Raw genomic sequence first — 26842 nt, forward strand, 5'->3', positions numbered from 1 at the left:
AACGCCCATTCTCGGCTTTTGCAAGATCTCAATCTGTAACACCAAGCCAGATATTTGGGTTCCAGGTGTTACAGATTGAGACAAACTGTTCGGCCGCCAACCTAACGTCTCGATCTGTAACACGTAGCGAGGAATTTGGCCTCCAACTGTTACAGATTGAGACAAAGCGGGGGGCGGCTGGAGAAATATCTCGATCTGTAACAACTACAAGGCTCAACAGGGCCTAACTGTTACAGATTGAGACAAAACGACCGGGCAAGTCCCCAACCACCACAAAGGTGCCTGTCCCCATCGTGGTGATCGGGCGGCCGGCATAAAAAAAGTCCCCGCCGGGCGTGTGCTCGACGGGGACTTTGCCGTTTGGTGGCTAGCGCCGCAGGTGATTACTCGCCCAGCAGGCTCTTGGTGATCGAAGCGGCGGCCTTCTTGCCGGCGCCCATCGCCAGAATGACCGTAGCGGCACCGGTGACGATGTCACCGCCGGCCCAGATGCGGGGATCGGTGGTCTGGCCGGTCTCCTCGTCGGCAACGATGTAGCCCCACTTGTTGAGCTCCATCTTGCCGCCGATCTTTTTTGCGAAGGGGTTGGCGTTGGTGCCGATAGCCGAGATCGCGACGTCGCAGGGGATCTCCTCGATGGCGCCCTCGATGGGCACCGGGCGACGACGGCCGGACTCGTCGGGCTCGCCGAGCTCCATCTTCTGGACCTTGACGGCGCACACGGAGCCGTCTTCGCCAGCGACAAACTCGAGCGGGGAGACAAGCGGCAGAACCTCGACGCCCTCGGCCTTGGCATGGTGCAGCTCGGCGCGACGGCAGGGCATCTCGTCCTCGGTACGGCGGTAAGCGATGATGGCGTGCTCGGCGCCCAGACGCTTGGCGGTACGGACGGCGTCCATAGCCACGTTGCCGCCGCCAAAGACAACGACGTTCTTGCCGTGCTTGGTGGGGGTGTCGTACTCGGGGAACTTGTTGGCCTTCATCAGGTTCACGCGGGTGAGGTACTCGTTTGCGAAGAAGACGTTGGGCAGGTTCTCGCCGGGGACGTTGAGGAACTTGGGCAGGCCAGCGCCGGTCGCCACGTAGATGGCGTCGAAGCCCTGCTCGAACAGCTCCTCGGCCGTGGCCATGTTGCCCACGACGGAGTTGTACTCAAACTTGACGCCCATGTCCTCCAGGCCGTCAATCTCGCGCTTGACGACCGCCTTGGGCAGACGGAACTCGGGGATGCCGTAGACCAGCACGCCGCCGCCGGTGAAGAAGGCCTCGAAGACGGTAACGTCAAAGCCGTTACGGGCGAGCTCGCCGGCGCAGGTGATGCCGGACGGGCCGGAGCCGACGACGGCGACCTTCTTGCCGTTCTTGGGGGCCATCTTGGGCGTGGAGGCGAGCTCGGGGCGATCACCCAGGAAGCGCTCGAGCTGGCCGATGGCCACGGGCTCGGACTTCTTACCACGGATGCACTTGCCCTCGCACTGGTTCTCCTGCGGGCAGACGCGGCCGCAGATGGCGGGAAGCATGGAGTCCTCGCGGATGGTATCGAGAGCGCCGCCGAAGTCCTTCGCGCGGATCTGCTCGATAAAGCGGGGAATGTTGATGTTGACGGGGCAGCCCTCAACACAGAACGGCTTCTTGCAGTTGAGGCAGCGCTCGGCCTCGGCCAGCGCCATCTCCTCGGTGAAGCCCTTGTCGACGGGGCGGAAGTCGCAGGCGCGCTCGGCAGCCGGCTCCTCGTTATCGGGGGTGCGGGGCGACTTCATATCGGCAACGAAACGACCGTTAACTAGTGGCATGCGCAGCTCTTTTCCTCATAGGCCTTGAGGGACTCGCCCTCTTCGGAACGGTAAGCGGCCTGGCGGGCACGAAGGTCATCCCAGTCGACCAGGGTGGCATCGAAGTCGGGGCCGTCGACGCAAGCGAACTTGGTCACGCCGCCCACCTCGACGCGGCAGCAGCCGCACATACCGGTGCCGTCAACCATGATGGGGTTGAGGGACGCGGTGATGGGGGTGTCGTACTTCTGGGCGGTGAGGGTCGAGAACTTCATCATCGGAACGGGGCCGACACAGAAGACCTGGCTCACGGCCTTGTCCTGCAGTAGGCGCTCCAGCGGAGCGGTAACAACGCCCTGCTCGCCGTAGGAACCGTCGTCAGTGGTGATGTGGATGTGGTCCTCGTCGAGGAGCTCGCGGAACTGGTCCTCCATGAGCAGGAGGTCCTTGGTGCGGGCGCCCATGATGGCGTGCACCTCGTGACCGGTCTCGACCAGGTGCTTGGCGACCGGGAAGGCAATTGCCAGGCCGACGCCGCCGCCAATGACGGCGCAGGGGCCCTCGGCCATCTCGGTGGGAACGCCCAGCGGGCCCACGACGTCGCGCAGCGACTCGCCGGCCTCGTAGGTGGAAAGCATTTCGGTGGTCTTGCCGATCACCATGAAGATGAACTCGACCCAGCCCTCGTCACCGTTCCAGCCGGCCAGGGTAAACGGGACGCGCTCGCCCGTCTCGTTGGCGCGAACCATGAGGAACTGTCCAGCGTGCGCATGCTTGGCGATTGCAGGCGCCTCGATGCGGAACTTGAACACCTTCTCCGAGAACTGCGTCTTCTCCAGGATCTTATACATAGAACCCCTCTCTTGTTAGGGCCGCCGAACCGTGCCTCCACGGAAATGGACGGTAGCCCGAATAAAACCGTACGCGCACAGGCGTTGTGCAGACATACGGTGCAAATTATACCCTCATGGACATGTCACTTACGTGTGTCTTCGGCTGTTGGGAGCAGGGTTTATCCACTTTGGCCTACCAAAGGGGAGAGGTTTATTTTGGTCAGTTTTATCAGGTAAAACGGCAAATGGGGCCGGCCTCGGGTTGTGATGAGGCCGGCCCCCTTTGGGGTGCTATGCATGTATGTCGGCGCGCGGTTGATTGCGATGCCGCAACTGGGGCGTTTCCGCAGGTAAAACCTGCCAAAATAAACCTGTTCCTAAATGATAGGTTTTAGTGCTTGCCGTTGGCGGAGGCGGCGCCGTTGACATGGTCGCGGGCATAGACCACGCCGTGCACGATCGCCAGGCCGGCGGCGTCGGCCGCGCGGGCGCAGGTGTCCTGGAAATCCTCGGCCTCGCGGGCGCGCAGCTGCTTAAGAACGTAGTCGGCGACGGCCATCTTGCCGGGAGGGTTGCCGATGCCGGTGCGGATGCGGCTGAAGTCGCGGCTGCCCATCTTGTCGATGATGGAGCGCAGGCCGTTGTGACCGGCGTGGCCGCCGCCCACCTTAACGCGGACGTCGCCGGCGGGAATATCGAGCTCGTCGTGGATTACGAGCAGCTCCTCGGCCTTGATCTTGTACTCGCGGCAGAGCTTGGAGATGGGGCCACCCGAGGTATTCATATACGACTGCGGCTTGACCAGTACAATCTGGCGCTTACCGCCCTCTTCCTCGGGATCGTTGATGTTGATGAGCGCGACCTCGGCGCCTGCTTGGTTTTTCCAGTACGTGACGCCGGCCTGACGGGCCAGCTCGTCGATTGCTTTGAAACCAGCGTTGTGACGGGTCTCGGCATATTCCTCGCCAGGGTTGCCAAGTCCGGCAACCATGCGAATCTTAAGCGGCTGTGCAGCTGCCATGTTTATCCTTTCGTTGATTTGTCGCCTGCTATGGTGAGCGACCCTGTTGCCGCTGTCAAATGGAGGGTAATTGAGGGCGTTTAGGGGCGTTTGGACGGCCGTCGAAATCAGAGGTGGACAGTTAGTTCAGATACGTATAAGTTCTGAGGACTCGAAGTGCTCAATTCAATGCCGATACGTTGTTTCGGAGCTTTAGTTAGTCCATATGGCGCTGTTTTGAAGTCTACCCTGCCTTCAAATAGGGCGAATGGTATAGAGATAGCTGCAAAACAGCCTAATTCAATGTGTCCATCTATACGTATCTGAACTAACTGTCCAGTCCTGTTCGGCGGCGCGCGGGTGATTCGCCGTTTAGACCGCCGCAAGGCCGATTCCAGCCCGCAGAGCGTTGAGCCAAGCGGCCTGACGCTTGCGATAGCCCTTGATACGGTATCGGAATCGGACTCCCGCGAGTCGATGCATCGTTTGGGCGAAGGCTTCGAGTGCAACAAGGTCTTTCATTTGGTCGCGATTGATAACCAGGACGTGGATGCCCATTGCCTTGAGGCCATTATTTCGATTGCCATCGTGGATGCGAGCGTTTTGAAGCTCATGCCCAATTCCGTTGTATTCGTTGTCGACTCCGGCTGCCGGGCAATATAGGTCGCAGATGGCATAGGGGATGCCCGAGGACATGTTGACCGCAAGAGTGTCGAAGTCGATTCGATAGTTGAGTAGCAGGCCTCCCATGGGCAGACTGCAACATCCGAATCCTCCAAAGCGCATGGGCGCTCCGAGAACGGCAAACATTAGGGATTCGGCTGGGGATGCAGATCCGGGTCGGGCAAGTTTGACTGCCGTGCGAAACGATGTGTATGAGCTACTTTTGGCAAGCTGTGCAACAGCCTCGAGATCTTCGATGGTCGTGGCGGGCTCGCATTTGTAGTGTGCCTGTTCGTAGCGGGTTTCGTTCTGCTGTTCGGTCGCCGACTGGTCGCCCCGGCAATCGAGGTCGTCCATCGCTTCGTAGTCATCGCCCTCGGGCCAGATGCCGTCATAGGCAATGGGGTATGTTGCCCCGGGAGGAAGGGAGTAGGTTCCGAGCAGTTCCATGAGAAGCATCAGGGTTTTGGCGACTGATTCATTTTTGGAACAAAGCATGGCTGTCATGGCGGGAGACGTTGCGTAGATGTCGGCCTCGACGTGCATAATTGCACCTTCAGGAAGAGGAGCGGAGAGAATATGCTGAAGAAGTCGCCTGTCGCGGCGTCTGTTGTCTTCGTTTGAAACGAGAAGATCGAGCAGTTCGGAATCATCTTCATTCCAGGCGTCGAGTATCGAAAGTGCACCAAAGTCTATCGCGTCATTGTTGGGAATACAGCTAGCCAAGGCATGTGCTTGCTGTTCGCTATCAACGAAGTCCCAGGGTAGGGCAGAGTACGCCCGTCGTGCGCGACGAATTGCGCGGAGGGCGGAGAGATGTGAAATCACGGTCGTCATAGCTATAACGTACTAAGTTGGCGGCAGAATGCGACCGCCATACCGTTCTTTTCGCTCAGCGGGGCGCTGCGCGCCATGAACGGCTGGGTGTTATGAATTCGGTGGAATCGGTTGAGGGGATTGCAGGAAATTGAGCTCTGCCGCGAAGGTTGACGATAGCTGCTGGACAGTTAGTTCAGATACGTATAAGGCAGCGGCGTTCGAGGCGTTTCTAAGGGCCTTTGAGGGCGATTTGAGGATAAATATGCAGCGGTTGTACTCGAAAACGATGAGCTTTGGACGGCATGGCATGCGCCGGGGAGGTCAGAAGGCTCCGAACGGTCCTTTGGAGCTTTAGAAAAATACGTATCTGAACTAATTGTCCAGGGCGGGTTGACGAGGGATAGAAAAAGGGTCGGAAGCGAGCTTCCGACCCTTTAAAAGCATCAAAGATGATGCGATGCGCGTTGGATTACAGCGCGAAGTCGCCGCCGACGAGCGTGGAGACGGGCTCCTCGTGGTAAACGGCGGAGATGGCCTGAGCGAACTCCTCGGCGACCGAGATGGTCTTGATCTTGCCGCCGACCTCGACGGGAATGGCGTCGGTGACGACGCACTCGACGATCGGGGCGTCGTTCAGACGCTCGATGGCCGGACCGGAGAAGATACCGTGGGTGGCGCAGACGTAGATATCGCCAGCGCCCATAGCCTTGAGCTCCTTGACGTTGGCGCACAGGGTGCCAGCGGTGTCGATCATGTCGTCGTTGATGATGCAGGTCTTGCCCTTGATGTCACCGATGATGCCCATGACCTCGGCGGCGTTGTGGCGCGGACGGCCCTTGTGGGCGATGGCGAGGCTGCAGCCGAGCATGTCGGACAGCTTCTTGGCGGCTTTGGCACGACCCACGTCGGGGGAGACGACAACCAGGTTGTCGGTGTCGAAGTGCATGTCGTTGTAGTACTGGCCAAACAGCGGCAGTGCGGACAGGTGGTTAACCGGGATATCGAAGAAGCCCTGGATCTGGCCCTGGTGCAGGTCGAGGGTGATGATGCGGTTGACGCCGGCGCGCTCGAGCAGGTTGGCGACGAGGCGGGCGGTGATGGGCTCGCGCGGGCCGGCCTTGCGGTCCTGGCGGGCATAACCGTAGTGGGTGATGACGGCGGTGATGGAGCGGGCGGATGCGCGCTTGGCAGCGTCGGTGGCGATGAGCAGCTCCATGAGCATGTCGTTGACGTTGCCGCCGGCCACGGACTGAATCAGGAAGACGTCGGCGCCGCGGACGGTCTCGTCGTAGCGGGCGTAAATCTCACCGTTGGCGAACTGCTTTAGCGTAAGGCCCGAAAGCTCGACCCCAAGGTACTCAGCGATCTTCTGAGCGAGGGGACGGTTGGAGGAACCGGAATACACGCGGATGGACTTGCGCATATTCTCCGACTTCTCGGGATCATTAATCGGCATTACCCTTCTCCTTTATATCGAATGCCATATAGATGCCTTGTTGCATTGTAACCGCGCGACGGGGTTTATCGAGTCTTGATAACGTCTTTACCGTCAACGGACACGAACCGACCACTCATCCGGTCGCGCAGGTCAGCATAGAAAAAGGAGCCGTCCCCATGGGAACAGCTCCTTAGATGCTTGGTAAAACGTTATACCTCGTCGTCCTCGTGCAGGCGGCGGCGGTAATCGGCGGCCCAGCCCTCAATGTTTACCTGACGGGCGCGGCCCAGGCCGAGTGCGTCTGCCGGGACCGGCTCGGTGATGACGGAGCCTGCAGCCACGAGTGCGCCGTCGCCGATCTGGGCGGGCGCGACCATCATGGTGTCGGAGCCGATGAAGGCGTCCTTGCCGATGACGGTCTTGTGCTTGTGCACGCCGTCGTAGTTGCAGGTGATGGAGCCCGCGCCCACGTTGACGCCGGAGCCCATGGTGGTGTCTCCGATGTAGGACAGATGCGGCACCTTGGAGCCCTCGCCGATCGTGGACTTCTTGATCTCCACGTGCGTGCCGGCTTTGGAGCCGTCGAGCATGTGAGTGCCCGGGCGCAGGTAGGCGCGCGGGCCGCAGTCGACGCCGTTCTCGATGACGGCCTCGATGGCGATGGTCTCATCGATGGTGCAGCCGCTGCCGACGGTGGTGTCGGTGAGGCGGCTGTTGGGGCCGAGCTGGCACTCCTCGCCCACGGTGACGTGGCCGATCAGGTGCGTCTGCGGCCACACGACGGTGTCGCGGCCGATGACGGCGTCGGGGCCGATCCAGGCCTGCGTGGGGTCGATGAAGGTGACGCCCTCGGCCATCCAGTGCTCGTTGATGCGGTCGCGAGCGATGGCAGTGAGCTGCGCGAGCTGGATGCGGCTGTTGACGCCCAGGCCATCGCGGTAGTCGTCGCAGTGGAAGATGGAGACCGCCTGGCCATGGCCTTTGAGGATCTCGAGCATGTCGGGCAGGTAGTACTCGGCCTGCGCGTTGTCGTTGCCGATCTCGTCAATGTGGGCGGCGAGCTGCGCGCCGTCGAAGGCGTAGCAGCCGGCGTTGCACTCGAGTAGCTCGGCGGCCTGCTCGGGCGTGCAGTCCTTCTGCTCGATGATGCGCTCGATCTGACCATCGGCGCCCAGCTTGATGCGGCCGTAGCCAAAAGGATCGGGCGGGGTCATGGTCATGACGGTGCAGGCGAGCTCGCCGGTGGCGACGGTCTGTGCGAACTTGGCGACGGTGTCGGCGGTGATGAGCGGCAGGTCGCCGTTGAGCACGACGACGGGGCCTTGCGTGATGCCGCAGGCCTCGAGCGCGACCTTGACGGCATGGCCGGTGCCCAGGCGCTCGGTCTGCTCGACGCACTCGACCTTGGTGGCGCTGTTGGCGTAGGCGCCATCGATGAGGGCGCGCATCTCGTCGGCGTGGCTGCCGATGACGACCACGACGCGGCTGCAGCCGGCCTTGATGGTGGCGTCGACGATCCACTGAACCATGGGCTTGCCCAGGATCTTGTGCGAAACCTTGCAGTGGTTCGACTTCATGCGGGTGCCCTCGCCGGCGGCGAGGATAATTGCGGTTGCGTCCATGTGATCTCCTGTTACGTTATTAGAGACGTGTGTTTGGAAACGATACACGGCGCAATATGATACCGCAGGCATATGACGAGCGCGTAACGATTGACGCATTGCCGCCGATGTCGGTGTCGTTGACGCGGTGTTTGCGCTGGTTGTGTATGGTGGCGGCGCTGCGGCGTTGACGTTTGAGCGAGGGGATGGGGTGCCCGTGGATATCATGCGAGAGGAATCGGGCAACGAGCCCGTCGCGGCATTCTCGATGTCGCATCCGGCTGTGCCGGCACTCTATATAGTGCTGACGCTGGGGCTCACTATGTTCTCGATGCAGCCGGTGCTGATTGCGCTGTCACTTGCGGGCGGGCTGGCGTATGGATTTGCGATGCGTGGGGCTGCCCGCACGCTGGGCGCACTCCGCTGGCAGCTGCCGGTGATTTTGATTATCGCGCTGCTTAATCCGCTGTTTAGCGCCTCGGGTTCGACGGAGCTGTTCCGTATTGGCATGCGCGCGGTATATCTGGAGAGCATGGTATACGGCCTGTGCATGGGCGGGCTGTTTGTGGCGAGCGTGTTGTGGTTTGAGGCGGCGGCATCGATGCTCGAATACGACAGGGTACTCGCGCTGCTGGGCAATGCCGCGCCGGTGATTGCGCTCATGATCTCGATGTGCATGAGGCTTATCCCGCAGTTTTTGCGCCGCGGTCGTACGGTGCTGGCGGTGCAGGATGCGATTGATGTGCCGGGCCGCGCGCCGGCCGACCCCGTACGCTCGCGCCTGCGGGCGTCGAGCGTGTTGATGGGCTGGGGCATGGAAGATTCGCTGGAGCGCGCGGACGCGATGCGCTCGCGCGGGTGGGGTGCCGCGACGCGTCGTACGACGTATGCGCGGTATCGGCTGGGGCGCAGCGACGTTGCCGCGCTGGTTGGGCTTGCGCTGTTTGGTGCCGCCGCGGTGGCGGTGGCATGGACCGCGACAACGCAGTATTCGTTTTATCCGCAGCTCTCGGTGCCGGCGCCGTGGCTGGGCTATATTGTGTACGCGGCTTGGATGGTGTTGCCCTGCGTGCTGCACGCGATTGACGAGAAGAGGTTTGGCTGATGACCCGGTTGGATAACTGCTCGGTAACGGGCGGGGCGTGCGGCCCCGATGTGCCTGCGATTGAGGTGCGGGGCCTGAGCTTTGCCTACCCCGGGGCTGAGGCGCCGGTACTCGATGGACTCGACTGGTCTGTTCCCCAAGGTGCGTTTGCACTGCTGGTGGGTGGTACCGGGTCGGGTAAGTCGACGCTGCTCTCGCTGCTCAAGCCCGAGATTTCGCCGACGGGCGAATGCGCTGGCGAGCTGCGCGTGCTGGGCGAGAGTGTCGCCGACATGGATGTTCGGACGTCCGCGGAGCGCGTGGGCTATGTGTTTCAGGACTCCGAGAACCAGATTGTGTGCGAGACCGTGTGGCACGAGATGGCCTTTGGCCTGGAAAACTTGGGCATGTCGCGCGACGAGATGCGCCGTCGCGTGGCCGAGACCAGCTATTTCTTTGGGCTGGAGGATTGGCTCCACCGCGATACCGACACGCTTTCGGGGGGACGCAAGCAGCTGCTGTCCTTGGCGGCCGTGCTGGCGTTGCGCCCGCGCGTGCTGCTGCTCGACGAGCCTACGTCCCAACTGGACCCCGTTGCCGAGAAGAATTTTCTGCACGCGCTGCTTCGTGTGAATCGCGAGCTGGGCTGCACGGTTGTTGTGGCTACGCATCAACCGCGGCCGATGCTCGAGTATGCGACGTGTGCGTACCGGATTAAGGGCGGTCGCGTGCGCGAGGTGGCAGATATGGCTTCTTTGGGACGCCGAGAATCGCTGTTTTCCGATGACATGTTGGGGTGGGGTGCCATCCGATGTGCAAAAAACGGAGTATTCAGCAGGCGTGAGGACAATTTGGACTCTCTGGAGCCGCCCGGGGACGTATCAAGCGCGAAAAAAAGTTCGGAATTGGACAAATCGTCCGAATTTGTGGCGCAAACGTCGCTCGAGAACGGCTCGGAAGCCTTCCCGCGCACGGATGGAAGCAGAATACTCCAAAAAATGCACGGCGGGTCGGCTACCACCCTGTCGGAGGGCTGGTTTCGCTACGATCGCGCGGGCGGTTGGGTGCTGCGCGGGATCGACGTGGCGTTTTCGGCCGGTGCGGTGCATGCGATCGTGGGCGGCAACGGATGCGGTAAGTCGACGATGCTCTCGGTGCTGGCGAAGACCGCCAAGCTGCAGCGTGGCCGCATGGTGCGTGGGACGGCTTCGGCGGCGCTGCTGCCACAGAATCCCAAGGCCCTGCTGGTCGCCGAGACGGTTCGCGATGAGCTGATGGAATGGGCCTCGACCTGCGGATATGACGAGAACTTGGCGCGGGAGCGTGCGGCGCAACTGGGATTGGACGGCCTGGAGACGCGCCACCCCTACGACCTCTCGGGCGGACAGCGCCAGCTGCTCGCGCTGGCAAAGCTGCTGCTGATTGGCCCCGAGCTGCTGCTGCTTGACGAGCCCACGAAGGGCTTGGACCTGGAGAGCCGCCGCATCATCGCCCGCGCCCTGCGTGACCATGCGAAGGCTGGCGGCACCGTCATCATGGCTACGCACGATTTGGACTTTGCTGAGCAGGTCGCCGACGACATCGTCATGATGTTCGATGGCGAGATTGCCTGCATGGAGCCCCAGGCCGACTTCTTTGCCGACAACGTGTTCTATAGGGCGTGATGGGATGACGGACTGTCGTTTCTCGCGCTTGCTTGCAAAACTGGAGATACCGCTGCTGCTGGCGGTGCCAGCCGTGATGGCTGCAACGTTGCTGGCGGGCGTTGAGCAGGCGGCGCTTGCCATGCTTGTCGTGGTGGCGCTGGTGCTTGCGCTGTTCTTTGCGGGTTACGAGGCGTCGCGCCCGGGCCTGCGCCAGATTATGCCCACGCTGGTGTTGGCGGCGTTGGCCGCGGCGGGGCGCATCTTGTTTGGCCCCATTCCCGACTTTAAACCGGTGAGCGCCATCGCCATTATCGCGGGGGCGACGCTTGGTCGCCGCAATGGTTTTATGGTTGGCGCGTTGGCAGCGCTGACCAGCAATTTCTTTTTTGGGCAGGGCATGTGGACGCCGTGGCAGATGTATGCCTGGGGTCTGGTGGGCTATATCGGTGGCGCACTGGCGCATGCGGGCGCGTTTGACCGCGCCGATGGAACCGTGCGAATGCCGGCACTGTTGGCGTATGGCTTTGCGTCGGGCTTGCTGTATGGCGTCGTGATCAACGCGTATGACATCATTGGTTTTGTACAGCCGCTTACTTGGGCGGGTGCCGTGGCGCGTCTTGCCACGGCAGTGCCGTTCGATATTACGCACGGCCTTGCGACCTGCGTGTTTTTGGCCGCCTTGTACAAGCCTTGGTGCCGTCGCATTAACCGTGTCGTCGTGAAATACGGGCTGTAGGGCTGGTTGCGCCGGGGCGGGGAATCAATACTGCCGAAGTGCCATTTTAAAACTATGCCGGTTTACGGGGCTAGATTGGCGCGGGCCGACCATACCAGCATTTTTCGAAATAGGGCACACCGTCTACCTGCGGTTTTATTATCTCGGAATTGCATATGGTTGGGGGTTTGCGATTCAGCCCCGTAAACCGGCATAGTTTTGGAATGGCCGGCTGATATGACGGGCATCGTGGCCCTCAGAGAGCCAAATTGATCCATTTTCTTCCGTCCCCAGATGTCCCCAGGGAATCAGTTGACGGCGCTTGCCACGAAACTGGCCCATCTACTACGTTTAGCTTGATAGTCCCGACCATGACCGCGTTTTATGAAAAACCGCAGGCTTTCTACCTGCGGTTTTCTTTTTGCGTTGTTCGCTGTGGTTGAGGGTGGTGGCTTAAACGTAGTAGATGGGCGTGTTTCGTGGCGGATGGGTCACGTGGATACCCCCACGAGGCCCAAAATGATTCGTTTTCCTCCGTCCCCAGGGGATCAGCTGGGGCTAGAGCTCTAGCGCGAGGGTAACGGGGCAGTGGTCGCTGCCAAAGATGTCGCCGCGGATGCCGGTGTCGCGTACGTTGTCGGCGATTGCGTCGCTTACCAGGAAGTAGTCGATGCGCCAGCCGGCGTTGTTCTTGCGGGCATTAAAGCGGTAGCTCCACCAGCTGTAGACGCCCTCGACGTCGGGGTTTGCCGCGCGCCAGGTATCGGTAAACCCGGCGTTGAGCAGCTCGGTGAACTTGCCGCGTTCCTCGTCCGAAAAGCCAGCGTTGCCGCGGTTGGACTTGGGGTTCTTAAGGTCGATCTCCTCATGCGCCACGTTAAAGTCGCCGCAAGTTACGACGGGCTTGCCGGTCTCGCGTTCAAGCGCGCTCAAAAAGCCGCGATAGGCATCGTCCCAGGCCATGCGCACATCGATGCGCGCGAGCTCATTTTGGGCGTTGGGCGTATAGACGTCGACAAACCAGAACTTGTCGAACTCCAACGCGCAGACGCGGCCCTCGGTCGCGGCTTGGGCAACGAGCTCGGCAGCCTCGCCTTCGCCGGCGTAGGGCAGCAGCGCATCGGCGTGCAGCACGCGCAGCGGTTCCTGGCGGCTAAAGACCGCAGTGCCTGAATAGCCTTTACGCTCGGCGTAGCTCCAGGTTTGGCGATAGCCGGGCAGGTCAATATCAACCTGGCCTTCTTGCAGCTTGGTCTCTTGCAGCGCCAGGATATCGACGTCGAGTTCTTGCGCGATCTGGATAAAGCTCGGGTCCTTTTTGAGCACGGCGCGCAGGCCGTTGACGTTCCACGAGGCAAAGGTGTAAGTCTGAGGCATGGTGTCCTTTCGACGGGGTTTGCAGGCTTAAGATTAGCGCAACAGGGGCGGGGTGGGCTCCGCGCGTGCTGACTCAAAGGCCGCATGCCGGGATGTCGCCCGATGCTGCCCGACCAACAAGGACGGAGGACTCATATGACGCAGGCAATATCGGACCCCAAGCAGGCCTCCGCCGCACTGGCGGAGCTGTTCGGTACCCACAAGCGTGTGGTGTTCTTTGGCGGCGCCGGTGTTTCCACGGCGAGCGGCATCCCCGATTTCCGCAGCGTGGACGGCCTGTATCACCAGCAGTTTGCCTACCCGCCCGAGACTATGCTTTCGCATAGCTTTTATGAGGCGCATCCGGCCGAGTTTTTCGACTTCTACCGCACCAAGATGATTGCGCTTGGCGCCAAGCCCAACCGCTGTCACACCAAGCTTGCCGAGCTGGAGCGCGCCGGCAAGCTTGATGCCGTGGTGACGCAAAACATCGACGGCTTGCACCAGATGGCGGGCTCGCAGCGCGTGTTTGAGTTGCACGGATCGGTCCATCGCAACATTTGCCAGTCGTGCGGAGCGGTCTATAGCGCCGAGTGGATTTGCTCGCGCGAGCACGAGGACGCCGCGGGCGTGCCCGTGTGCCCCGCGTGCGGTGGTCGAATCAAGCCCGATGTGGTGCTCTACGAAGAGCCGCTCGACGAGCGTGTGTTGACCGGTGCCGTTGCCGCCATCGCCGCGGCCGATGCCCTCATTGTGGGCGGGACCTCGCTCGTGGTGTATCCGGCGGCAGGCCTTACGCGATACTTTACCGGCGATACGCTGGCCATATGCAACCTTGCTCCCACCGATCAGGATGCAAATGCCGACCTGCTGATTTCTTGCGACATCGCGGCCGCGTTTGCGTTCTAGCCCGTGTGCGCGGATACAATAGAAAGACTGATTGCAAAGCGACCCCGCCGCCTGCGCCCGAGCGCGGCGGCGCGGGCATTTGAGGAGGATGTTCATGGCGAACGATAGCAAGACATGGCGGTGCGGAAAGTACGAGCTCAGCTTTGACCGTCCGCGCATCATGGGCGTCCTCAACGTGACGCCCGATTCGTTTAGCGACGGCGGTGAGCACTTCGACCCGGATGCCGCCATCGAGTACGGCCTGGCGATGCTCGATGCCGGCGCCGACATCATCGACGTGGGCGGCGAGTCCACGCGCCCCGGCTTTACCCCGGTCAACCCCGATGAGGAGGCGCGTCGCGTGCTGCCCGTCGTGCGCGCGCTCGCCAAAGAGGGCGCCATCGTCTCGATCGATACGCGTCATGTGGCGGTTGCCAAGGCGGCCGTGCGCTGCGGCGCCTCGATCGTCAACGATGTGACGGGCTTCACCGACCCCAAGATGGTCGAGTTCGTTAAGACGAGCACCTGCGGCGTCATCGTAATGCATGCCGGCGAGGTCGCCGTACCCGCACGCACGCACGCGACGGTGCAGCTCGATACCTCGGCAGCGGCGTTTGTTGCCGAGAAGGCGCGCGAGGCGGCTGCCGAGGCCGCGCGTGAGGCCGAGAAGCCGGCCCGTCGCCGTCGCGGCAAGTTGCTGGGCGAGCCCAAGGTTGAGGCCAAGCTTCCGGGCGGTGTGGTACAGCCCTCACTGCCGTTTGGCGAGCCGGAGCCCACGTCCGAGCCTGCAAGCGAGCAGGAGACGCCCGCCGCCGAGCGGGCTGCTGCCGCCGAGACCGTCGCGCCCGCACCCGAGGCCGCGCCCGCAGCCACCGAGGCCGAATCGGAGTCCAATGACCGCCTGGCCGCCATGATGCGCCGCAGCGCCCGCCGCGAGGAGGCCTACGTGCCCACCTCTCAGCTCCGCCGCTTTACCCTGCCCGATTCGGCGCCCATCATGCGCCGCGTCATGGGCTTTCTGTCCGACCAGGCCCGCACACTCATCCATGCCGGCGTGTCGCGCGACCGCATCTGCATCGATCCTGGCCCGGGCTTTGGTAAGTCGGCTAACGAGGACATCGTCATCCAGCGCGAGACTGCCAAGATGGCGTCACTGGGCTATCCGCTCATGTGCGCCGTGTCGCGCAAGCGTTTTGTGGGCGCTGTCTCGGGCGTGACCGAGGCCGCCGCGCGCGATGCCGCCACGTTTGGCGTGTGCCTGGGCGCCATCCAGGCCGGTGCCAACATCGTGCGCGTGCACGACGCCGCGGGTTTTGCGCAGTTCCTGAACGGTTACTGGGCCGTCGCCAAGCCGCAGCCGCGCCGTGCGTTTGTGGCCGTGGGCTCCAACCTGGGGCATCGTTGCGACAACATCCGCGCCGCGCGCGACATGATCGCCGAGATTCCGCTCACCTGCGTGTCCAACTCCTCCAAGATCTACGAGAGCGAGCCGGCCTACGAGACGCGCCAGGACGCGTTTGCCAACGCTGTCATCGAGATTAAGACCGAGCTGGCGCCGTTGGTGCTGCTCGACGAGCTCATGAAGATCGAGGTCGAGCTGGGGCGCGACCGCTCCAAAAAGGCCAAGGCCAACGGTCCGCGCACCATCGACCTGGACCTGCTGTGGATGGACGGCGAGACCCACGGCGGCAAAAAGCTGCGCCTGCCGCATCCGCTGATCGGCGAACGCGATTTTGTGCTGGTGCCGCTCGAGGACCTGATGCACGACCCGGCGCGGTTCTTCCGCTACAACGGCGTCGAGGTCAAGGAGCCCGAGGACCGCGTGGGCCATATCGTGGGCGAATTGGGGCGTATGTAGATGATCGAGATGAATGCTGTTGCCGCTGGCACCGAGCTCGACGCGGCGCGCGACGCGGGCCGCGAGGGCATGTCCGCGGGCTGGTGCGCGTGGAGCGCGGGCGATGCATCGCTGATGTTTTCGCTGGTCGTGCGCCCCGATGTGAACATGCATGCCTTCCACGGCCTGCCGTTTGTGGCGGCTATGGGCATGATGGACGCGCTTGTGGGCACGGCTTCGACGCCGGGGTTGGGCCTTGCCGGTAAGGTGGGTATCCAGTGGCCGAGCGATATCGTGTGCGGTGCGCCTGCGTTTGAGACGTCGCTCGCGCGTGTTGCCGTGAACGGCGGTGCCGGTGCTGCGGGCATGTTCGGTGCCGTGACGGTGGATATTGAGCGTTCGGCGCTGAGCGAGCTTGGTGTGGACGTGGCTGACGAAGCGCTGGTCGAGACGCTGGCCGCCGCCGTGCTGGCCCGCGTGGACGCCTGGGCGGTTGTTGCCAACACGCCGCAAGGCGCCGCAGGGCCGCTGGCTCCCGTGCTGGGCGAGTACTTCGACATGGTGCCGCTGCTGGGCCGCCAGGTTGCGGCGGTGTCTCCCAACGGCTTGCCGCTTGCGGTCGGTGTGTTTGCGGGCCTGGACATCTGGGGCCGCGCGACCATCAAGACCGATGCCGGCGAGCAGGAGTTTCCGCCCGAGGCTGTACGAATTCGCGGGCTGTAGCGTCTCGGCTTCGCCAGAGCCTACGCTAACTCCTGCATGCGGCGGTAGATTTCGCAGATGCCTTTGATGGTGAGTTGGCCGTCGACTATGTCGAAGGCGTCGGTCGAATCGGCGACGATGCTGGCGAGACCGCCCGTGGCGATAACGGTGGCATCCTCGCGGCCCAGCTCGCGCTTCATGCGCGCGACCAGGCCCTCAGCCATGGCGGCGGCGCCCGTTACGGCGCCGACCTTGATGCACTCCTCGGTATCGCGGCCGATGGCGTGCTCGGGCGCCTCGAGCGGCACGCTGGCGAGCTTGGCGGCACGGGCGGCAAGCGCGTCCATGGAGATGCGAATGCCCGGCGCGATCGCTCCGCCAATGTAATAACCGTCCTCATCGATGACGTCGATATTGGTCGCGGTGCCAAAGTCCACCACGATCGCCGGCGCGCCATAGAAGGTCTCGGCAGCGACGGCGTTGGCGATGCGGTCGGCACCAACGGCCTGGGGGCGCGCCGCCCGCAGCTTGGTTACGGCGGCCGTCTGCGGCCCGATGACGATGGCGTCCGCGGCAATGCGGTCGGCCACGGCGTGCCACTCGCGCGAGAGCTGCGGCACCACGCCCGCAAAGGCGATCGCGTCGACCGCATCGAGCGAAAGGCCGTACATCTTAAAGAAACCCATCAGGCGCACATGGATCTCGTCGGCGGTATAGGAGCGGTCGGTGGGCATGCGCCACGACTGCACCAGCTCGTCTCCGTCAAACAGGCCCATGGCCGTCTGCGTGTTTCCCATATCGATAGCGAGCAGCATGTCTACTCCCGGTGTCGGCATAAAAGGACGCGCACCATTGTATACGTGCCGTCGACGGCGCTCGGCTGCGATTCGTTTACGGTGATAGGGGCTGAGGGGTTTAAATATGAAGGAATTATGCTCTACGAGATTTTCCTTGCCGTTTACCGAACTCCCGCGTAATATTCTTTCTTGCGCACATGAGGCGCCCAGACATTGCGGGGTGGAGCAGTCTGGTAGCTCGCCGGGCTCATAACCCGGAGGTCGTAGGTTCAAATCCTGCCCCCGCGACCAAGAACTTGCAGCTCGTCGGCCTAGCCGGCGAGCTTTTTTGTTATTCCGGGACTGTGTTTTCGGTCCAATTCTCGGCTTCTTAAACAAAATCTCGATCTGTAACATCTAGACCCGATTTGGGCGGCTAAGTGTTACAGATCGAGATGTTTCGGCAGGACGGTCTTCGTTTGTCTAAATCTGTAACACGAGGGACGGATTTTGCCGAGTTGTTGTTATAGATTGAGATTTTTTAGCAGGCGGGTTTGGTTTGTCTCGATCTGTAACAGTAAGACCCGGTTTTGTCGCGTAACTGTTACAGATTGAGACAAACCGACGGGCCGCCCTGCCCCATCCACCTGCCGCTACCTGCTGTCCGCCGATTTCCGTTGCGCTGTTGTATTCCCATGCCATATCCTCTAGACAACTACGCGGCAACATCGCCGCCGCGCCTACAAGAGAGGAATGTCCATGACCGCACCTGCATCCAAGCTGCTTCAGCCCATTACGGTTGGCCCCCTTGAGCTCAAAAACCGCATTATGTTTCCGCCGCTGACCACCGGCTACGAGGAGCGTGACGGCTCCATTGGCGAGCGCAGCCTGGCTTTTTACGAGCGCTTGGCCCGTGGCGGCGTGAGTTACATCGTCATCGGCGACGTTGCTCCCGTCATGACCGCAAGCCCCACGCCCAAGCTGGCGACCGACGCCCAAATCCCCACGTTTAAGGCCCTGGCCGATGCCGTCCACAAGCACGGCGCCAAGGTCGCGCTGCAGCTGTTCCACCCCGAGTACGACGTGCCCGGTGTCGGCCGCATGGTCATGGGATCCATGGCCGCCGCCAAGGCCGCGCAGGAGGCCAAGGCCGCCGGCGACGAGGAGACCTTTGCCGCCAAGATGGCCGAGTCCAACGAGATCCGCAACCAGGCCTACGCCAAGCTGCACCACGACATGCAGCACTTTGTGAACGAGGCGAGTGTGGAGCAGCTCACCCAGATCAAGGAGGCTATCGCCGCCTCGGCCGCTCGCGCGCAGCAGGCCGGGATCGATGCCATCGAGGTCCACGGCGACCGCCTGGTAGGTTCGCTGTGCTCGGCCATCCTCAACCAGCGCACCGACGAGTACGGCGGCTCGTTCGAGAACCGCGTTCGCTACGCGCTGGAGGTCGTCGCTGCCATTAAGGAAGCCGCGCCGCAGCTGATGGTGGAGTACAAGCTCCCCGTGATCATGGAGAACCCCGACGGCACGCCGCGCGGCAAGGGCGGCCTGCAGCCCGACGAGGCCTGCGAGTTCGCCAAGCTGCTCGAGGGCGCGGGCATCGATATGATCCAGGTCGCACAGGCCAACCACACCGGCAACATGGGCGACACCATTCCGCCCATGGGCGCCATGCCCTACAACTGGACGCTGCCCGTGGCCGAGCGCGTCAAGGCCCTGGTCTCCGTGCCGGTGGCAACCGTCGGCCGTGTTGTTTCGGTCGAGGCCGGCGAGAAGATTCTGGAAGACGGCGCCGCCGACATCATCGCCTATGGCCGCTCGCTCATGTGCGACCCCGACATTGCGCTGAAGGCCGCCACGGGTGAGCCCATCCGCGAGTGCCTCAACTGCAACAAGGGCTGCGTCGACGCGATTCAAAATCGCAAGTACATCTCGTGCGTGCTCAATGCCGAGAACGGCGACGAGGCGACCATCGCCATCAAGCCGGGCGAGGGCGACAAGAAGATCGCCGTGGTGGGCGGCGGTATTGCCGGCCTGGAGGCCGCGCGCGTGGCGGCCAAGCGCGGCTACGATGTGACCGTCTACGAGGCGAGCGATCATCTGGGCGGCCAGATTGTGCTGGCGGCCGCGCCTCCGCGCAAGGACGAGATCATGCGCTCGGTCGAGTATTACGAGAAGATTCTGCCCGGCCTGGGCGTGAAGGTTGAGCTCAACCATGCCGCTAGCCCCGCGGACCTCAACGCCGCCGATGCCGCGATTGTGGCCGTGGGCGCGCACGACGTGGTCATCCCCGTTCCGGGCGCCGACTCGGAGAAGGTCGTCTCGAGCTGGGACGTGCTGGCCGGCAAGGTGGAGCTTACGGGCCGCGCCGCCGTCATTGGCGGTGGCCTGGTGGGCACCGAGACTGCCGAGTACCTGCTGCAGCACGGCTGCCAGGTGGCGATCGTGGAGATGCTCGACAAGATTGCCGCGGGCGAGTCCGAGACCATTCTGCCGCTGATTATGAGCGACTTTGCCGAGCACAACGTGGAGCAGCACGTGAAGACCCGCCTGACCGCCATTACCGACGAGGGCGTTGAGGCCATTTGCACCACCGAGGACGGCGCCGAGGAGCCGGTGAAGATCGCCTGCGATTACGTGGTGATGGCCGTGGGCTCCAAGGCCAACGCGTTTGACCTGGATGGCGTGACGGTGCCCGTGACTTGCGTGGGCGACTGCTCGGGTGAGCGCACCGCCGACATTGCGAGCGCCATTCGCACGGCGTATCACGCGGCCAACGAGCTGTAGTTGAACATCGCGGCCAGGCGGGGCGGTAGCACGGATCCGTCTCGCCCGGCTGTGTCCCGTCGGGTGTTAACCGGTGCGGGGCCTGCAAGCGCAGCAGGTCCCGCCCTTTTTGTTTTGCTCCGGTGGATGGCAATGCGCGGTAATCATGAGGAGTGAGGACGTCTACTGCCTTGCAGATCACTCAAAAATATTGGGGGAGGGGTTAATAATTATATCCTCTATACCAAAGGACATAAAGAGATGCCAATTTTGTTGACAAGCGAATGACGATTAGCTGCGAGTCAGCTACCAGCGTAAATAATCGATAAAGAAATGTCGTAATTTGGTGCCAAATGCCCAGATAACGCCGCGTCTATTTTAATTAACTGCTTTGAGCAAACAGTAAAATGCTACTATCTAACTTGCACGTAAGAAAGCAGATTAACGGTTAAGGCTAAGAAGTGGCAGGTATGTCGGAAGCAACTAGGACTCGCACGCATGCGCCCGAGGTTAGGCAGCGCGCCGTCGAGGTCCTCCAAGAGGGGGTCGGTCATCGTGCCCTCGCCGCGGAGCTCGGCATTCCCCAGGCCACGGCTCGTCAGTGGGCCCGCGCATACGCCGTGGGCGGTGCCGACGCCGTGCTTAACGCGGGTTCGCATCACCGCACGTATTCGTACGACGTCAAGCTCGCCGTGGTAAAGGATCGCCTGGAAAACGGCCCGACGGTTCGCGAGGCCATGATCAAGCACAAGATCCCCAGCGAGTCTTCGGTCAAGGCCTGGTGCCGCCAGTATCGCGAGAGCGGTGAGTCCGCGCTGGCCGATAAGCCGCGCGGTCGCAAGCCGCGCGTTAAAAAGGCGGAATAGCGAATGGGATGGTGCGCCCACAGGGGCGCATTTTTCTTGCCGCCCCTCTGCTCCAAAGCGGACAGACTCGTTACCCCGTACGCCTAAAACTCCCCAGTTGACCGAAAACCCGCCGCCGCTACTCCTCAACTGAGCTATAACGTTAAACAATTGCAGCGTTTTTGCATGGGGGAGTGATGGTATGACGCTACTGTATTTCCTTACCCTGTTTCCGCTGGTACCGGCGCTGGGCATGCTGCTCGCGCGCGGTGACCGCGCCCGCGATGCGGTAGGGCTTGTAGGCTCTGGCATCATTATGGCGGTGACGGTTGTAGTCGCCGTCATGTTTTTTGGCACGGGCCCGCAGAGCTTCGAGGTTGCCCCCGGCACCTCGCATGTGCTCTCGATCATCAGTTCCGTTATCGACGTCATCCTGTGCGCTGTCATCCTGTATAACGCGTACAAATATAGGAACGCGCTCACCACGGTGCTCGGCATAGTCCAGCTGGTGGGCTCGCTCGCCTTTGCAGCCATGACGCTGCCCGCGGCCGAAGCCGTCACGGCAACGCCACTCTACCTGGACTACATGAGCGTGATCATGGTCCTCGCCGTCGGCATCGTTGGCAGTCTAATCTGCTTGTATGCCCTGGGCTACATGAAGGACTTCCAGGCCCATGACGAGCACGAGGCCGCGCTGCGCGGGCAGACCGCGCCCGACCGTCGCCCGCAGTTCCTGGCGCTCATGTTCCTGTTCCTCTCGGCCATGTTCGTCATCGTGACGAGCGACAACCTTGAGTGGCTGTTCTGCGGCTGGGAAATCACCACCGTGTGTTCGTTCCTTATGATTGGCTACACGCGTACGCCCGAGGCCATCAAGAACGCCTTTACCCAAATCATCCTCAACATGCTGGGCGGCATCGCGTTTTTGGCCGGACTTATGTATCTGCACGTTAACGGCATGCCGCTGACCATCTCGGGCATGATCGAGCTTTCCGGCACCGGAACCGCGCAGTCCGCGCTGCTGGTGATGCCGGTCATCCTGTTGTCGCTCGCCGCGCTCACCAAGGCCGCACAGATGCCGTTCCACACTTGGCTGTTGGGTGCCATGGTTGCACCCACTCCCACGAGCGCCCTGCTGCACTCGTCAACCATGGTCAAAGCCGGCGTGTTCCTGATGGTCAAGCTGAGCCCACTCTATGCCATCTACCCCGTGACCGGCTTTATGGTCACGAGTGTGGGTGCCATCACGTTTTTGCTCGCTGCACTCATGGCCATCTCGCAGAGCAACGCCAAACGCGTGCTCGCGTACTCCACCATTTCCAACTTGGGCCTCATCAGTGCCTGCTTGGGTGTCGGCGCGCCCGAGGCCGTATGGGCGGCCATCTTCCTGATCTTGTTCCACACGGTGGCCAAGTCGCTGCTGTTCCTGTGCGTGGGCACGGCCGAGCATCATATCGGCAGCCGCAATATCGAGGACATGGACGGCATGTTCAGCCGCATGCCGCACCTGACGCGTCTGATGATGCTGGGCATTATGGGCATGTTTGTGGCGCCGTTTGGCATGCTCGTGTCCAAGTGGGGCGCCCTGGTGGCGTTTGCGCAGACCGGCAACGTGCTCATGATCATGGTGCTTGCCTTTGGCTCGGCCGCGACGTTTTACTTCTGGGGCAAGTGGCTTGCCAAGCTTTCGGGCGTCGACCCCACGGCTCAAAACGTTGAGGTCAATGTCCATAAGACCGAATGGATGGCCCTCAACACCATCGCCGCGCTGCTGATTCTGTGCTGCGTGGCGTTTCCGGTTATCTCGAGCGGTCTGGTGTCGCCTTACTTGGCCATGGTGTTTGGCCGCGTGCCGTACGTTATTGGCAAGGACGCCATGTATCTGATGGTGGTTATCGTGGCTTTTATCGCCGTGGTGCTGCTGACGTCATTCCGCGTGAGCAACAAACCGCACGTCAACGTGTACCTTTCGGGCGTGGGAACCGACAAATATCGCCATTTCCGCGGCTCGATGGGACACGAGGTGAAGGCCGAAAAGCGCAATTGGTACTCGGAGGACGCCCTTGGCGAGAAGCGTATTGGCCCCGCGGGTAGCGTCGTATGCTGCAGCATTATCTTGTTTGCGCTGCTGTGTTGCGCATGGATTGGGCCCGAGCGGCTTGCCATGAGCGCGCCCTCGGTGCTGCGCGGCAAGTATTTCGAAGGTTCGGGCGTCGTGGGCATCTTTATTGGCACCGTGGCGTTTGCCTTGCTGGCGCCGCTTGCGGGCGGCTTGATCGACGGCATCGACCGCAAACTTTCGGCTCGCATGCAGGGCCGCGTGGGCCCGCGCCTGCTGCAGCCCTTCTACGACGTTGCCAAGCTGCTGCGCAAGGCCCCTGCCAGCGTAAACACCATGGACGATACCTATATGGCGTGCGCGCTCATCTTTACCGTCGTGGGCGGCGGCATCTTTGTGTCGGGCTCCAACACGCTGCTGTGCGCTTTTATGGTTACGCTCGCCGCGATCTTTGTGGTGCTGGCGTCCGCCTCGACGCAAAGCCCGTTTGCCCAGGTCGGTGCCGACCGCGAGTTGCTGCAGGTCATGAGCTACGAGCCCGCCGTTCTGCTGATGAGCGTGGGCCTGTACCTTGCCACCGATAGCTTTGATTCCATCGCCGTGACCGGACAGTCGGCGCCCATCATCGTGTACAGCGCGCCCATTTTCTTGGCGCTGCTTGCGGTGCTCACCATCAAGCTACGCAAGTCGCCGTTCGACCTTTCGTACTCGCATCACGCGCATCAGGAGATTGTCCAGGGCGTCGCCACCGAGATGAGCGGCGGCACGCTGGCCAAGATGACCCTTATGCACTGGTGTGAGACCGTGCTGTTTTTGATGTGGGTGGGCATGTTCTTTGTTTGGGACAACCCGGTGAGCTGGGTCGTAGCCCTGGTCGTGATGGCCGCGACGTATTTTGTCGAGGTGCTGATCGACAACACCTTCGCACGCAGCACCTGGCGCAGCTGCTTTAAGCTCGGCTGGGGCGTGGCGCTGGTGTTTGGCCTGCTCAACCTTATGCCCATCCTCGTCGACGTGTTTATTTAGGAGGCGGCATCCATGGATCATAAAATGTCGCGCTCGCCGTGGGTTATTCATTACGACGGCTCGAGCTGCAACGGATGCGATATCGAGGTGCTGGCCTCGCTCACGCCGCTGTTCGATGCGGAGCGCTTTGGCGTGGTCAACACCGGCAACCCCAAGCATGCGGATATCTTTTTGGTGACGGGGTCGGTCAATGCCCAGAACCTGCCCGTCGTGCGTCAGATTTACAACCAGATGCTCGAGCCCAAGTGCGTGGTGGCCTGCGGTATCTGCGCATGCTCGGGCGGCGTATTCCGCGATGCCTACAACGTGATCGGCGGCGTGGACCGCGCGATTCCCGTGGACGTGTACGCGCCCGGGTGCGCCATTCGCCCCGAGACGGTGATCGATGCCATCGTGGAGGCGTGCGGCATCCTGGACCAGAAGGAGACCGTGTTGCGCGCCGGTGGCGATCCGCTCACCGTGGGCGGTGCCGCTACCTGGGACGGTGGCGTTGAGCTGGGCGAGGACGGGTTTGTGGCTGCGGGGGCCGGGACTGACGGTGCCGGTGACGCGCCTGCCGGGAAGCCTGCTGCGCCCGCCGCTGGCGACGCACCTGTTGAGACGCCCGCCGCTGCAAAGGAGGCCGAGTAATGCAAAAGGCTATCTATACCACCGTCGGGATCGACAAGCTCCTGTCGCATGTCCAGGCGCTCAAGGGCGTCGGCGCGCGCTTTGTGCAAATGCATGCCGAGCGCAACGTCGACGACGGCTCGTATCGCTTGGTCTATACGTTTATCAACGTCCGTGCTGCTCAGGAGCATATTGCGCAGGACGGCAGCTATGCGATCGAGAACCTGGTGGTCGAGGGCATCGACCAGTACCAGGAGATTCCGTCCATCAGCTCGTATTACCCCGCGGTGTTCCCGTTTGAAAATGAGGCCCACGACCTGTTTGGTCTTGCCATCACCGACATGCAGATCGACTTTAAGGGCTTTTTCTACCAGGTCTCGACTGCCGAACCCATGAGCGTCATCACGCCCGAGGTGAAGGCTGCGCGCGAGAAGGCCATGAAAGTCCGCGCGGCCGCCGAGGCCAAGGCGCGCAAGGCCGCGGCCGAGAAGGCCGCCGCGGCTGCGGCTGCTGCGGGGGAGGGTGCCGCGGGTGCCGGCGATGCTGCGGGCACTGCCGCTGCTCAGCCCGCTGCTGCTGCCGGCTCCGATGCCCAGCATGACGATGCCGCTGCGAAGGCCGCGCTCAAGGCCGCCGAGATGGAGGCAAAGCTCGCCGCCATGGATCCCGAGAAAGCGGCCAAGGTCCGTGCGGCGCTTGCCGCCAAGGCCGCCCGCGACAAGCAGAAAAAGGAGGCGTAAGGTCCATGGCTCATCGCTCCGTAATTCCGTTTGGCCCGCAGCACCCGGTGCTGCCCGAGCCGCTTCATCTGGACCTGGTGATCGAGGACGACCGCGTCATCGAGGCAATTCCGCAGATCGGCTTTGTGCACCGCGGACTCGAGAAGCTCACCGAAAAGCGCGACATGCACCAGTTTGGCTACATCGCCGAGCGCATCTGCGGCATTTGCGCCGTGGGCCACAGCTACGGCTATGCCAGCGCCTGCGAGCGCATGCTCGACATCGAGGTGCCCGGCCGCGTGCAGTATATCCGCACTATTTTGCACGAGCTTTCGCGCATCCACTCGCACCTGCTGTGGCTGGGCCTGCTCGCCGATGCCTTTGGCTTCGAGGCGCTGTTCTATCGGTCGTGGACCCTGCGCGAGCAGATTCTCAAGATCTTCGAGAGCACGTGCGGTGGCCGCGTGATCCTTTCGATTAACGAGATCGGCGGCCTAAAGCACGACATTGAGGACTCCGAGCTGGCTGGCATTGTCCAGACGCTCGATGCCATGCGTCCCGACTACGAGGCCCTGGTGCATACGTTTTTGGACGACGTCAGCTGTGGCGAGCGCCTGCATGGCGTGGGCGTGATCAGCAAGAAGGACGCGCTGGATCTGTCGATGGTCGGCCCGTTTGGGCGCGCCTCGGGCGTGGACTACGACGTGCGCATGTTTAGCGACGGTGCCTATGCGGACCTGGCTGCGTTTGAGCCGGTTGTCGCCACCGATGGCGATTGCTATGCCCGCTGCCAGGTGCGCTGTGCCGAGGTCACGCAGGCCATGGACATCATTAAGGAGCTTGTGGGCAAGATTCCGCACGACGGGATCGGCGGGCGCACCAAGCTTACGCCGGCCGACGGCGCACGCGGCGAGGTTGTGATTGAGCAGCCGCGCGGCGAGGCGTATTACTATGTGCGCGGTAACGGCACCAAGAACCTGGACCGCTTCCGCGTGCGCACGCCGACGTCGCAGAACCTGGCGGGTCTGACACATGCGCTGCAGGGCGTGCTCCTTGCCAACGTGCCCATGATTATCCTGACCATCGACCCCTGCATTAGCTGCACGGAAAGGTAGGCGCGGCATGAGTTTGCTGACATTTGCCAAGACGGCCTTGGGCTCTATGGTCAAGCAGCCGGTAACGGTGTGCTATCCGCAGGAGAAGCTCGCGGCACCCGAGCGCTTGCGCGGGCATATCGTCAACGACATGGACGCGTGCATCTGCTGCGGCATGTGTGCGCGTCGCTGTCCGGCGGGCGCGCTCGCAGTCGATCGCAAGGGTGGAACGTGGTCGATCGACCCGTATGCCTGCGTGGTGTGCGGTGAGTGCATCGAGAGCTGCCCCAAGCACTGCCTGACTATGGACACCGCCCGCACCCCAGTCGCAGCGGACAAGACTCCCACAGTAGAAACCAAGCCGGAGTAGCGCAGGGGTAGAACTGGAATAGGGGCCGGCGGGGCAAAAATGCCCCGCCGGCCCCGCGCGTGAGCGCGCGGTTGTGCCGCTGCGAACAAAACTATGCCGGATTACGGGACTGGATAGCGAACCTCCGACCATATCGAAAACCAAGATAATAAAACCGCAGGTAGACTGCTTGCTGTTTTTCAAAAATAGGGGGTATGGATGAGGGCTCCGACTTTAGCCCC

At 62.2% G+C, this 26842-nt stretch carries 21 protein-coding genes and 1 tRNA gene; 14 read left to right on the forward strand and 8 right to left on the reverse strand.

Annotation, left to right across the window (positions count from 1 at the left end):
* Positions 1-383: 383 nt before the first annotated feature.
* The 6 genes from gltA to glmU form a co-directional block, all read right to left on the reverse strand.
* On the reverse strand, positions 384-1793 hold the full coding sequence (gene gltA / locus DW870_RS06375; RefSeq protein ID WP_022094914.1) for an NADPH-dependent glutamate synthase: 1410 nt from the start codon (positions 1791-1793) through the stop codon (positions 384-386).
* Positions 1784-2623 carry a sulfide/dihydroorotate dehydrogenase-like FAD/NAD-binding protein gene (locus DW870_RS06380; protein ID WP_006235793.1) on the reverse strand — a complete coding sequence of 280 codons (840 nt, stop codon included), beginning with the start codon at positions 2621-2623 and terminating at the stop codon, positions 1784-1786. Before DW870_RS06380 ends, gltA begins: the two co-directional genes overlap by 10 nt.
* Positions 2624-2996: 373 nt before the next feature.
* The gene (pth, locus tag DW870_RS06385) at positions 2997-3626 is read right to left on the reverse strand and encodes an aminoacyl-tRNA hydrolase (protein WP_006235792.1); all 630 of its coding nucleotides are present in this window, start codon (positions 3624-3626) and stop codon (positions 2997-2999) included.
* Between the two features lie 351 nt (positions 3627-3977).
* The gene (locus DW870_RS06390; RefSeq protein WP_117769751.1) at positions 3978-5105 is read right to left on the reverse strand and encodes a hypothetical protein; all 1128 of its coding nucleotides are present in this window, start codon (positions 5103-5105) and stop codon (positions 3978-3980) included.
* 451 nt (positions 5106-5556) lie between these two features.
* Positions 5557-6543, reverse strand: a complete 987-nt coding sequence (locus DW870_RS06395; protein ID WP_117877228.1) for a ribose-phosphate pyrophosphokinase — start codon at positions 6541-6543, stop codon at positions 5557-5559.
* A 191-nt stretch (positions 6544-6734) separates the two neighbouring features.
* The gene (gene glmU, locus DW870_RS06400) at positions 6735-8147 is read right to left on the reverse strand and encodes a bifunctional UDP-N-acetylglucosamine diphosphorylase/glucosamine-1-phosphate N-acetyltransferase GlmU (RefSeq protein ID WP_117877230.1); all 1413 of its coding nucleotides are present in this window, start codon (positions 8145-8147) and stop codon (positions 6735-6737) included.
* A gap of 205 nt (positions 8148-8352) precedes the next feature.
* On the opposite strand from glmU, the gene DW870_RS06405 reads away from it, so the two are divergent.
* From DW870_RS06405 to DW870_RS06415, 3 genes are read left to right on the forward strand one after another with little or no spacing between them, the layout of a single operon-like run.
* The gene (locus DW870_RS06405; protein ID WP_117877256.1) at positions 8353-9231 is read left to right on the forward strand and encodes an energy-coupling factor transporter transmembrane component T; all 879 of its coding nucleotides are present in this window, start codon (positions 8353-8355) and stop codon (positions 9229-9231) included.
* Complete coding sequence (locus tag DW870_RS06410) at positions 9231-10874, forward strand: ABC transporter ATP-binding protein (RefSeq protein WP_117877232.1); 1644 nt, start codon at positions 9231-9233, stop codon at positions 10872-10874. The genes DW870_RS06405 and DW870_RS06410 overlap by 1 nt, the downstream gene beginning before the upstream one ends.
* A 4-nt stretch (positions 10875-10878) precedes the next feature.
* A complete protein-coding gene (locus tag DW870_RS06415) occupies positions 10879-11592 on the forward strand; it encodes a DUF6580 family putative transport protein (protein ID WP_117877233.1) in 714 nt (237 codons plus the stop codon).
* 537 nt (positions 11593-12129) lie between these two features.
* Here the strand turns inward: DW870_RS06415 and DW870_RS06420 are convergent.
* Entirely contained in the window at positions 12130-12948 is an 819-nt protein-coding gene (locus tag DW870_RS06420) for an exodeoxyribonuclease III (protein WP_117877235.1), read from the reverse strand.
* Between the two features lie 135 nt (positions 12949-13083).
* On the opposite strand from DW870_RS06420, the gene DW870_RS06425 reads away from it, so the two are divergent.
* From DW870_RS06425 to DW870_RS06435, 3 genes are all read left to right on the forward strand, one after another.
* Positions 13084-13836, forward strand: a complete 753-nt coding sequence (locus DW870_RS06425) for an NAD-dependent protein deacylase (RefSeq protein ID WP_117877237.1) — start codon at positions 13084-13086, stop codon at positions 13834-13836.
* A 94-nt stretch (positions 13837-13930) separates the two neighbouring features.
* Entirely contained in the window at positions 13931-15673 is a 1743-nt protein-coding gene (folP, locus tag DW870_RS06430) for a dihydropteroate synthase (RefSeq protein ID WP_117877239.1), read from the forward strand.
* The gene (locus tag DW870_RS06435; RefSeq protein WP_117769759.1) at positions 15674-16375 is read left to right on the forward strand and encodes a hypothetical protein; all 702 of its coding nucleotides are present in this window, start codon (positions 15674-15676) and stop codon (positions 16373-16375) included.
* Positions 16376-16395: 20 nt separating this feature from the next.
* Here the strand turns inward: DW870_RS06435 and DW870_RS06440 are convergent, their stop codons facing one another.
* Complete coding sequence (locus tag DW870_RS06440) at positions 16396-17169, reverse strand: type III pantothenate kinase (protein ID WP_158557001.1); 774 nt, start codon at positions 17167-17169, stop codon at positions 16396-16398.
* Positions 17170-17365: 196 nt separating this feature from the next.
* Between DW870_RS06440 and DW870_RS06445 the strand changes: the two genes are divergently transcribed.
* The 8 genes from DW870_RS06445 (at position 17366) to DW870_RS06480 (ending at position 26621) form a co-directional block, all read left to right on the forward strand.
* A tRNA-Met gene (locus tag DW870_RS06445) sits at positions 17366-17442 on the forward strand.
* A gap of 447 nt (positions 17443-17889) precedes the next feature.
* Complete coding sequence (bilR, locus tag DW870_RS06450) at positions 17890-19920, forward strand: bilirubin reductase, long form (protein ID WP_233506182.1); 2031 nt, start codon at positions 17890-17892, stop codon at positions 19918-19920.
* Positions 19921-20369: 449 nt separating this feature from the next.
* The gene (locus DW870_RS06455; RefSeq protein ID WP_117877241.1) at positions 20370-20765 is read left to right on the forward strand and encodes a helix-turn-helix domain-containing protein; all 396 of its coding nucleotides are present in this window, start codon (positions 20370-20372) and stop codon (positions 20763-20765) included.
* Between the two features lie 181 nt (positions 20766-20946).
* A complete protein-coding gene (locus DW870_RS06460) occupies positions 20947-23829 on the forward strand; it encodes a proton-conducting transporter membrane subunit (RefSeq protein WP_117583683.1) in 2883 nt (960 codons plus the stop codon).
* Between the two features lie 12 nt (positions 23830-23841).
* A complete protein-coding gene (locus tag DW870_RS06465) occupies positions 23842-24459 on the forward strand; it encodes an NADH-quinone oxidoreductase subunit B family protein (protein WP_117877243.1) in 618 nt (205 codons plus the stop codon).
* The gene (locus DW870_RS09325; protein ID WP_158565184.1) at positions 24459-25178 is read left to right on the forward strand and encodes an NADH-quinone oxidoreductase subunit C; all 720 of its coding nucleotides are present in this window, start codon (positions 24459-24461) and stop codon (positions 25176-25178) included. The genes DW870_RS06465 and DW870_RS09325 overlap by 1 nt, the downstream gene beginning before the upstream one ends.
* Positions 25179-25183: 5 nt before the next feature.
* Positions 25184-26272 (forward strand): nickel-dependent hydrogenase large subunit, encoded by a 1089-nt coding sequence (locus tag DW870_RS06475; protein ID WP_117630031.1) that lies wholly within the window; start codon positions 25184-25186, stop codon positions 26270-26272.
* 7 nt (positions 26273-26279) lie between these two features.
* Complete coding sequence (locus tag DW870_RS06480; RefSeq protein ID WP_117630030.1) at positions 26280-26621, forward strand: 4Fe-4S dicluster domain-containing protein; 342 nt, start codon at positions 26280-26282, stop codon at positions 26619-26621.
* Positions 26622-26842 lie beyond the last annotated feature (221 nt).

The organism is Collinsella sp. AM38-1BH (assembly GCF_003467545.1).
In the GTDB taxonomy this organism is placed as follows: domain Bacteria; phylum Actinomycetota; class Coriobacteriia; order Coriobacteriales; family Coriobacteriaceae; genus Collinsella.

Excerpts from the sequence above, each read along its gene's own strand:
- bilR (WP_233506182.1), top strand. The coding sequence starts at position 17,890 with ATGACCGCACCTGCATCCAAGCTGCTTCAGCCCATTACGGTTGGCCCC.
- DW870_RS06425 (WP_117877237.1), top strand. The coding sequence starts at position 13,084 with ATGACGCAGGCAATATCGGACCCCAAGCAGGCCTCCGCCGCACTGGCG.
- DW870_RS06420 (WP_117877235.1), bottom strand. The coding sequence starts at position 12,948 with ATGCCTCAGACTTACACCTTTGCCTCGTGGAACGTCAACGGCCTGCGC.
- DW870_RS06405 (WP_117877256.1), top strand. The coding sequence starts at position 8,353 with ATGCGAGAGGAATCGGGCAACGAGCCCGTCGCGGCATTCTCGATGTCG.
- DW870_RS06435 (WP_117769759.1), top strand. The coding sequence starts at position 15,674 with ATGATCGAGATGAATGCTGTTGCCGCTGGCACCGAGCTCGACGCGGCG.
- DW870_RS06410 (WP_117877232.1), top strand. The coding sequence starts at position 9,231 with ATGACCCGGTTGGATAACTGCTCGGTAACGGGCGGGGCGTGCGGCCCC.
- DW870_RS06455 (WP_117877241.1), top strand. The coding sequence starts at position 20,370 with ATGTCGGAAGCAACTAGGACTCGCACGCATGCGCCCGAGGTTAGGCAG.
- DW870_RS06415 (WP_117877233.1), top strand. The coding sequence starts at position 10,879 with ATGACGGACTGTCGTTTCTCGCGCTTGCTTGCAAAACTGGAGATACCG.
- DW870_RS06440 (WP_158557001.1), bottom strand. The coding sequence starts at position 17,169 with ATGCTGCTCGCTATCGATATGGGAAACACGCAGACGGCCATGGGCCTG.
- DW870_RS06480 (WP_117630030.1), top strand. The coding sequence starts at position 26,280 with ATGAGTTTGCTGACATTTGCCAAGACGGCCTTGGGCTCTATGGTCAAG.
- folP (WP_117877239.1), top strand. The coding sequence starts at position 13,931 with ATGGCGAACGATAGCAAGACATGGCGGTGCGGAAAGTACGAGCTCAGC.
- DW870_RS06465 (WP_117877243.1), top strand. The coding sequence starts at position 23,842 with ATGGATCATAAAATGTCGCGCTCGCCGTGGGTTATTCATTACGACGGC.
- DW870_RS09325 (WP_158565184.1), top strand. The coding sequence starts at position 24,459 with ATGCAAAAGGCTATCTATACCACCGTCGGGATCGACAAGCTCCTGTCG.
- glmU (WP_117877230.1), bottom strand. The coding sequence starts at position 8,147 with ATGGACGCAACCGCAATTATCCTCGCCGCCGGCGAGGGCACCCGCATG.
- DW870_RS06380 (WP_006235793.1), bottom strand. The coding sequence starts at position 2,623 with ATGTATAAGATCCTGGAGAAGACGCAGTTCTCGGAGAAGGTGTTCAAG.
- gltA (WP_022094914.1), bottom strand. The coding sequence starts at position 1,793 with ATGCCACTAGTTAACGGTCGTTTCGTTGCCGATATGAAGTCGCCCCGC.
- pth (WP_006235792.1), bottom strand. The coding sequence starts at position 3,626 with ATGGCAGCTGCACAGCCGCTTAAGATTCGCATGGTTGCCGGACTTGGC.
- DW870_RS06395 (WP_117877228.1), bottom strand. The coding sequence starts at position 6,543 with ATGCCGATTAATGATCCCGAGAAGTCGGAGAATATGCGCAAGTCCATC.
- DW870_RS06460 (WP_117583683.1), top strand. The coding sequence starts at position 20,947 with ATGACGCTACTGTATTTCCTTACCCTGTTTCCGCTGGTACCGGCGCTG.
- DW870_RS06475 (WP_117630031.1), top strand. The coding sequence starts at position 25,184 with ATGGCTCATCGCTCCGTAATTCCGTTTGGCCCGCAGCACCCGGTGCTG.
- DW870_RS06390 (WP_117769751.1), bottom strand. The coding sequence starts at position 5,105 with ATGACGACCGTGATTTCACATCTCTCCGCCCTCCGCGCAATTCGTCGC.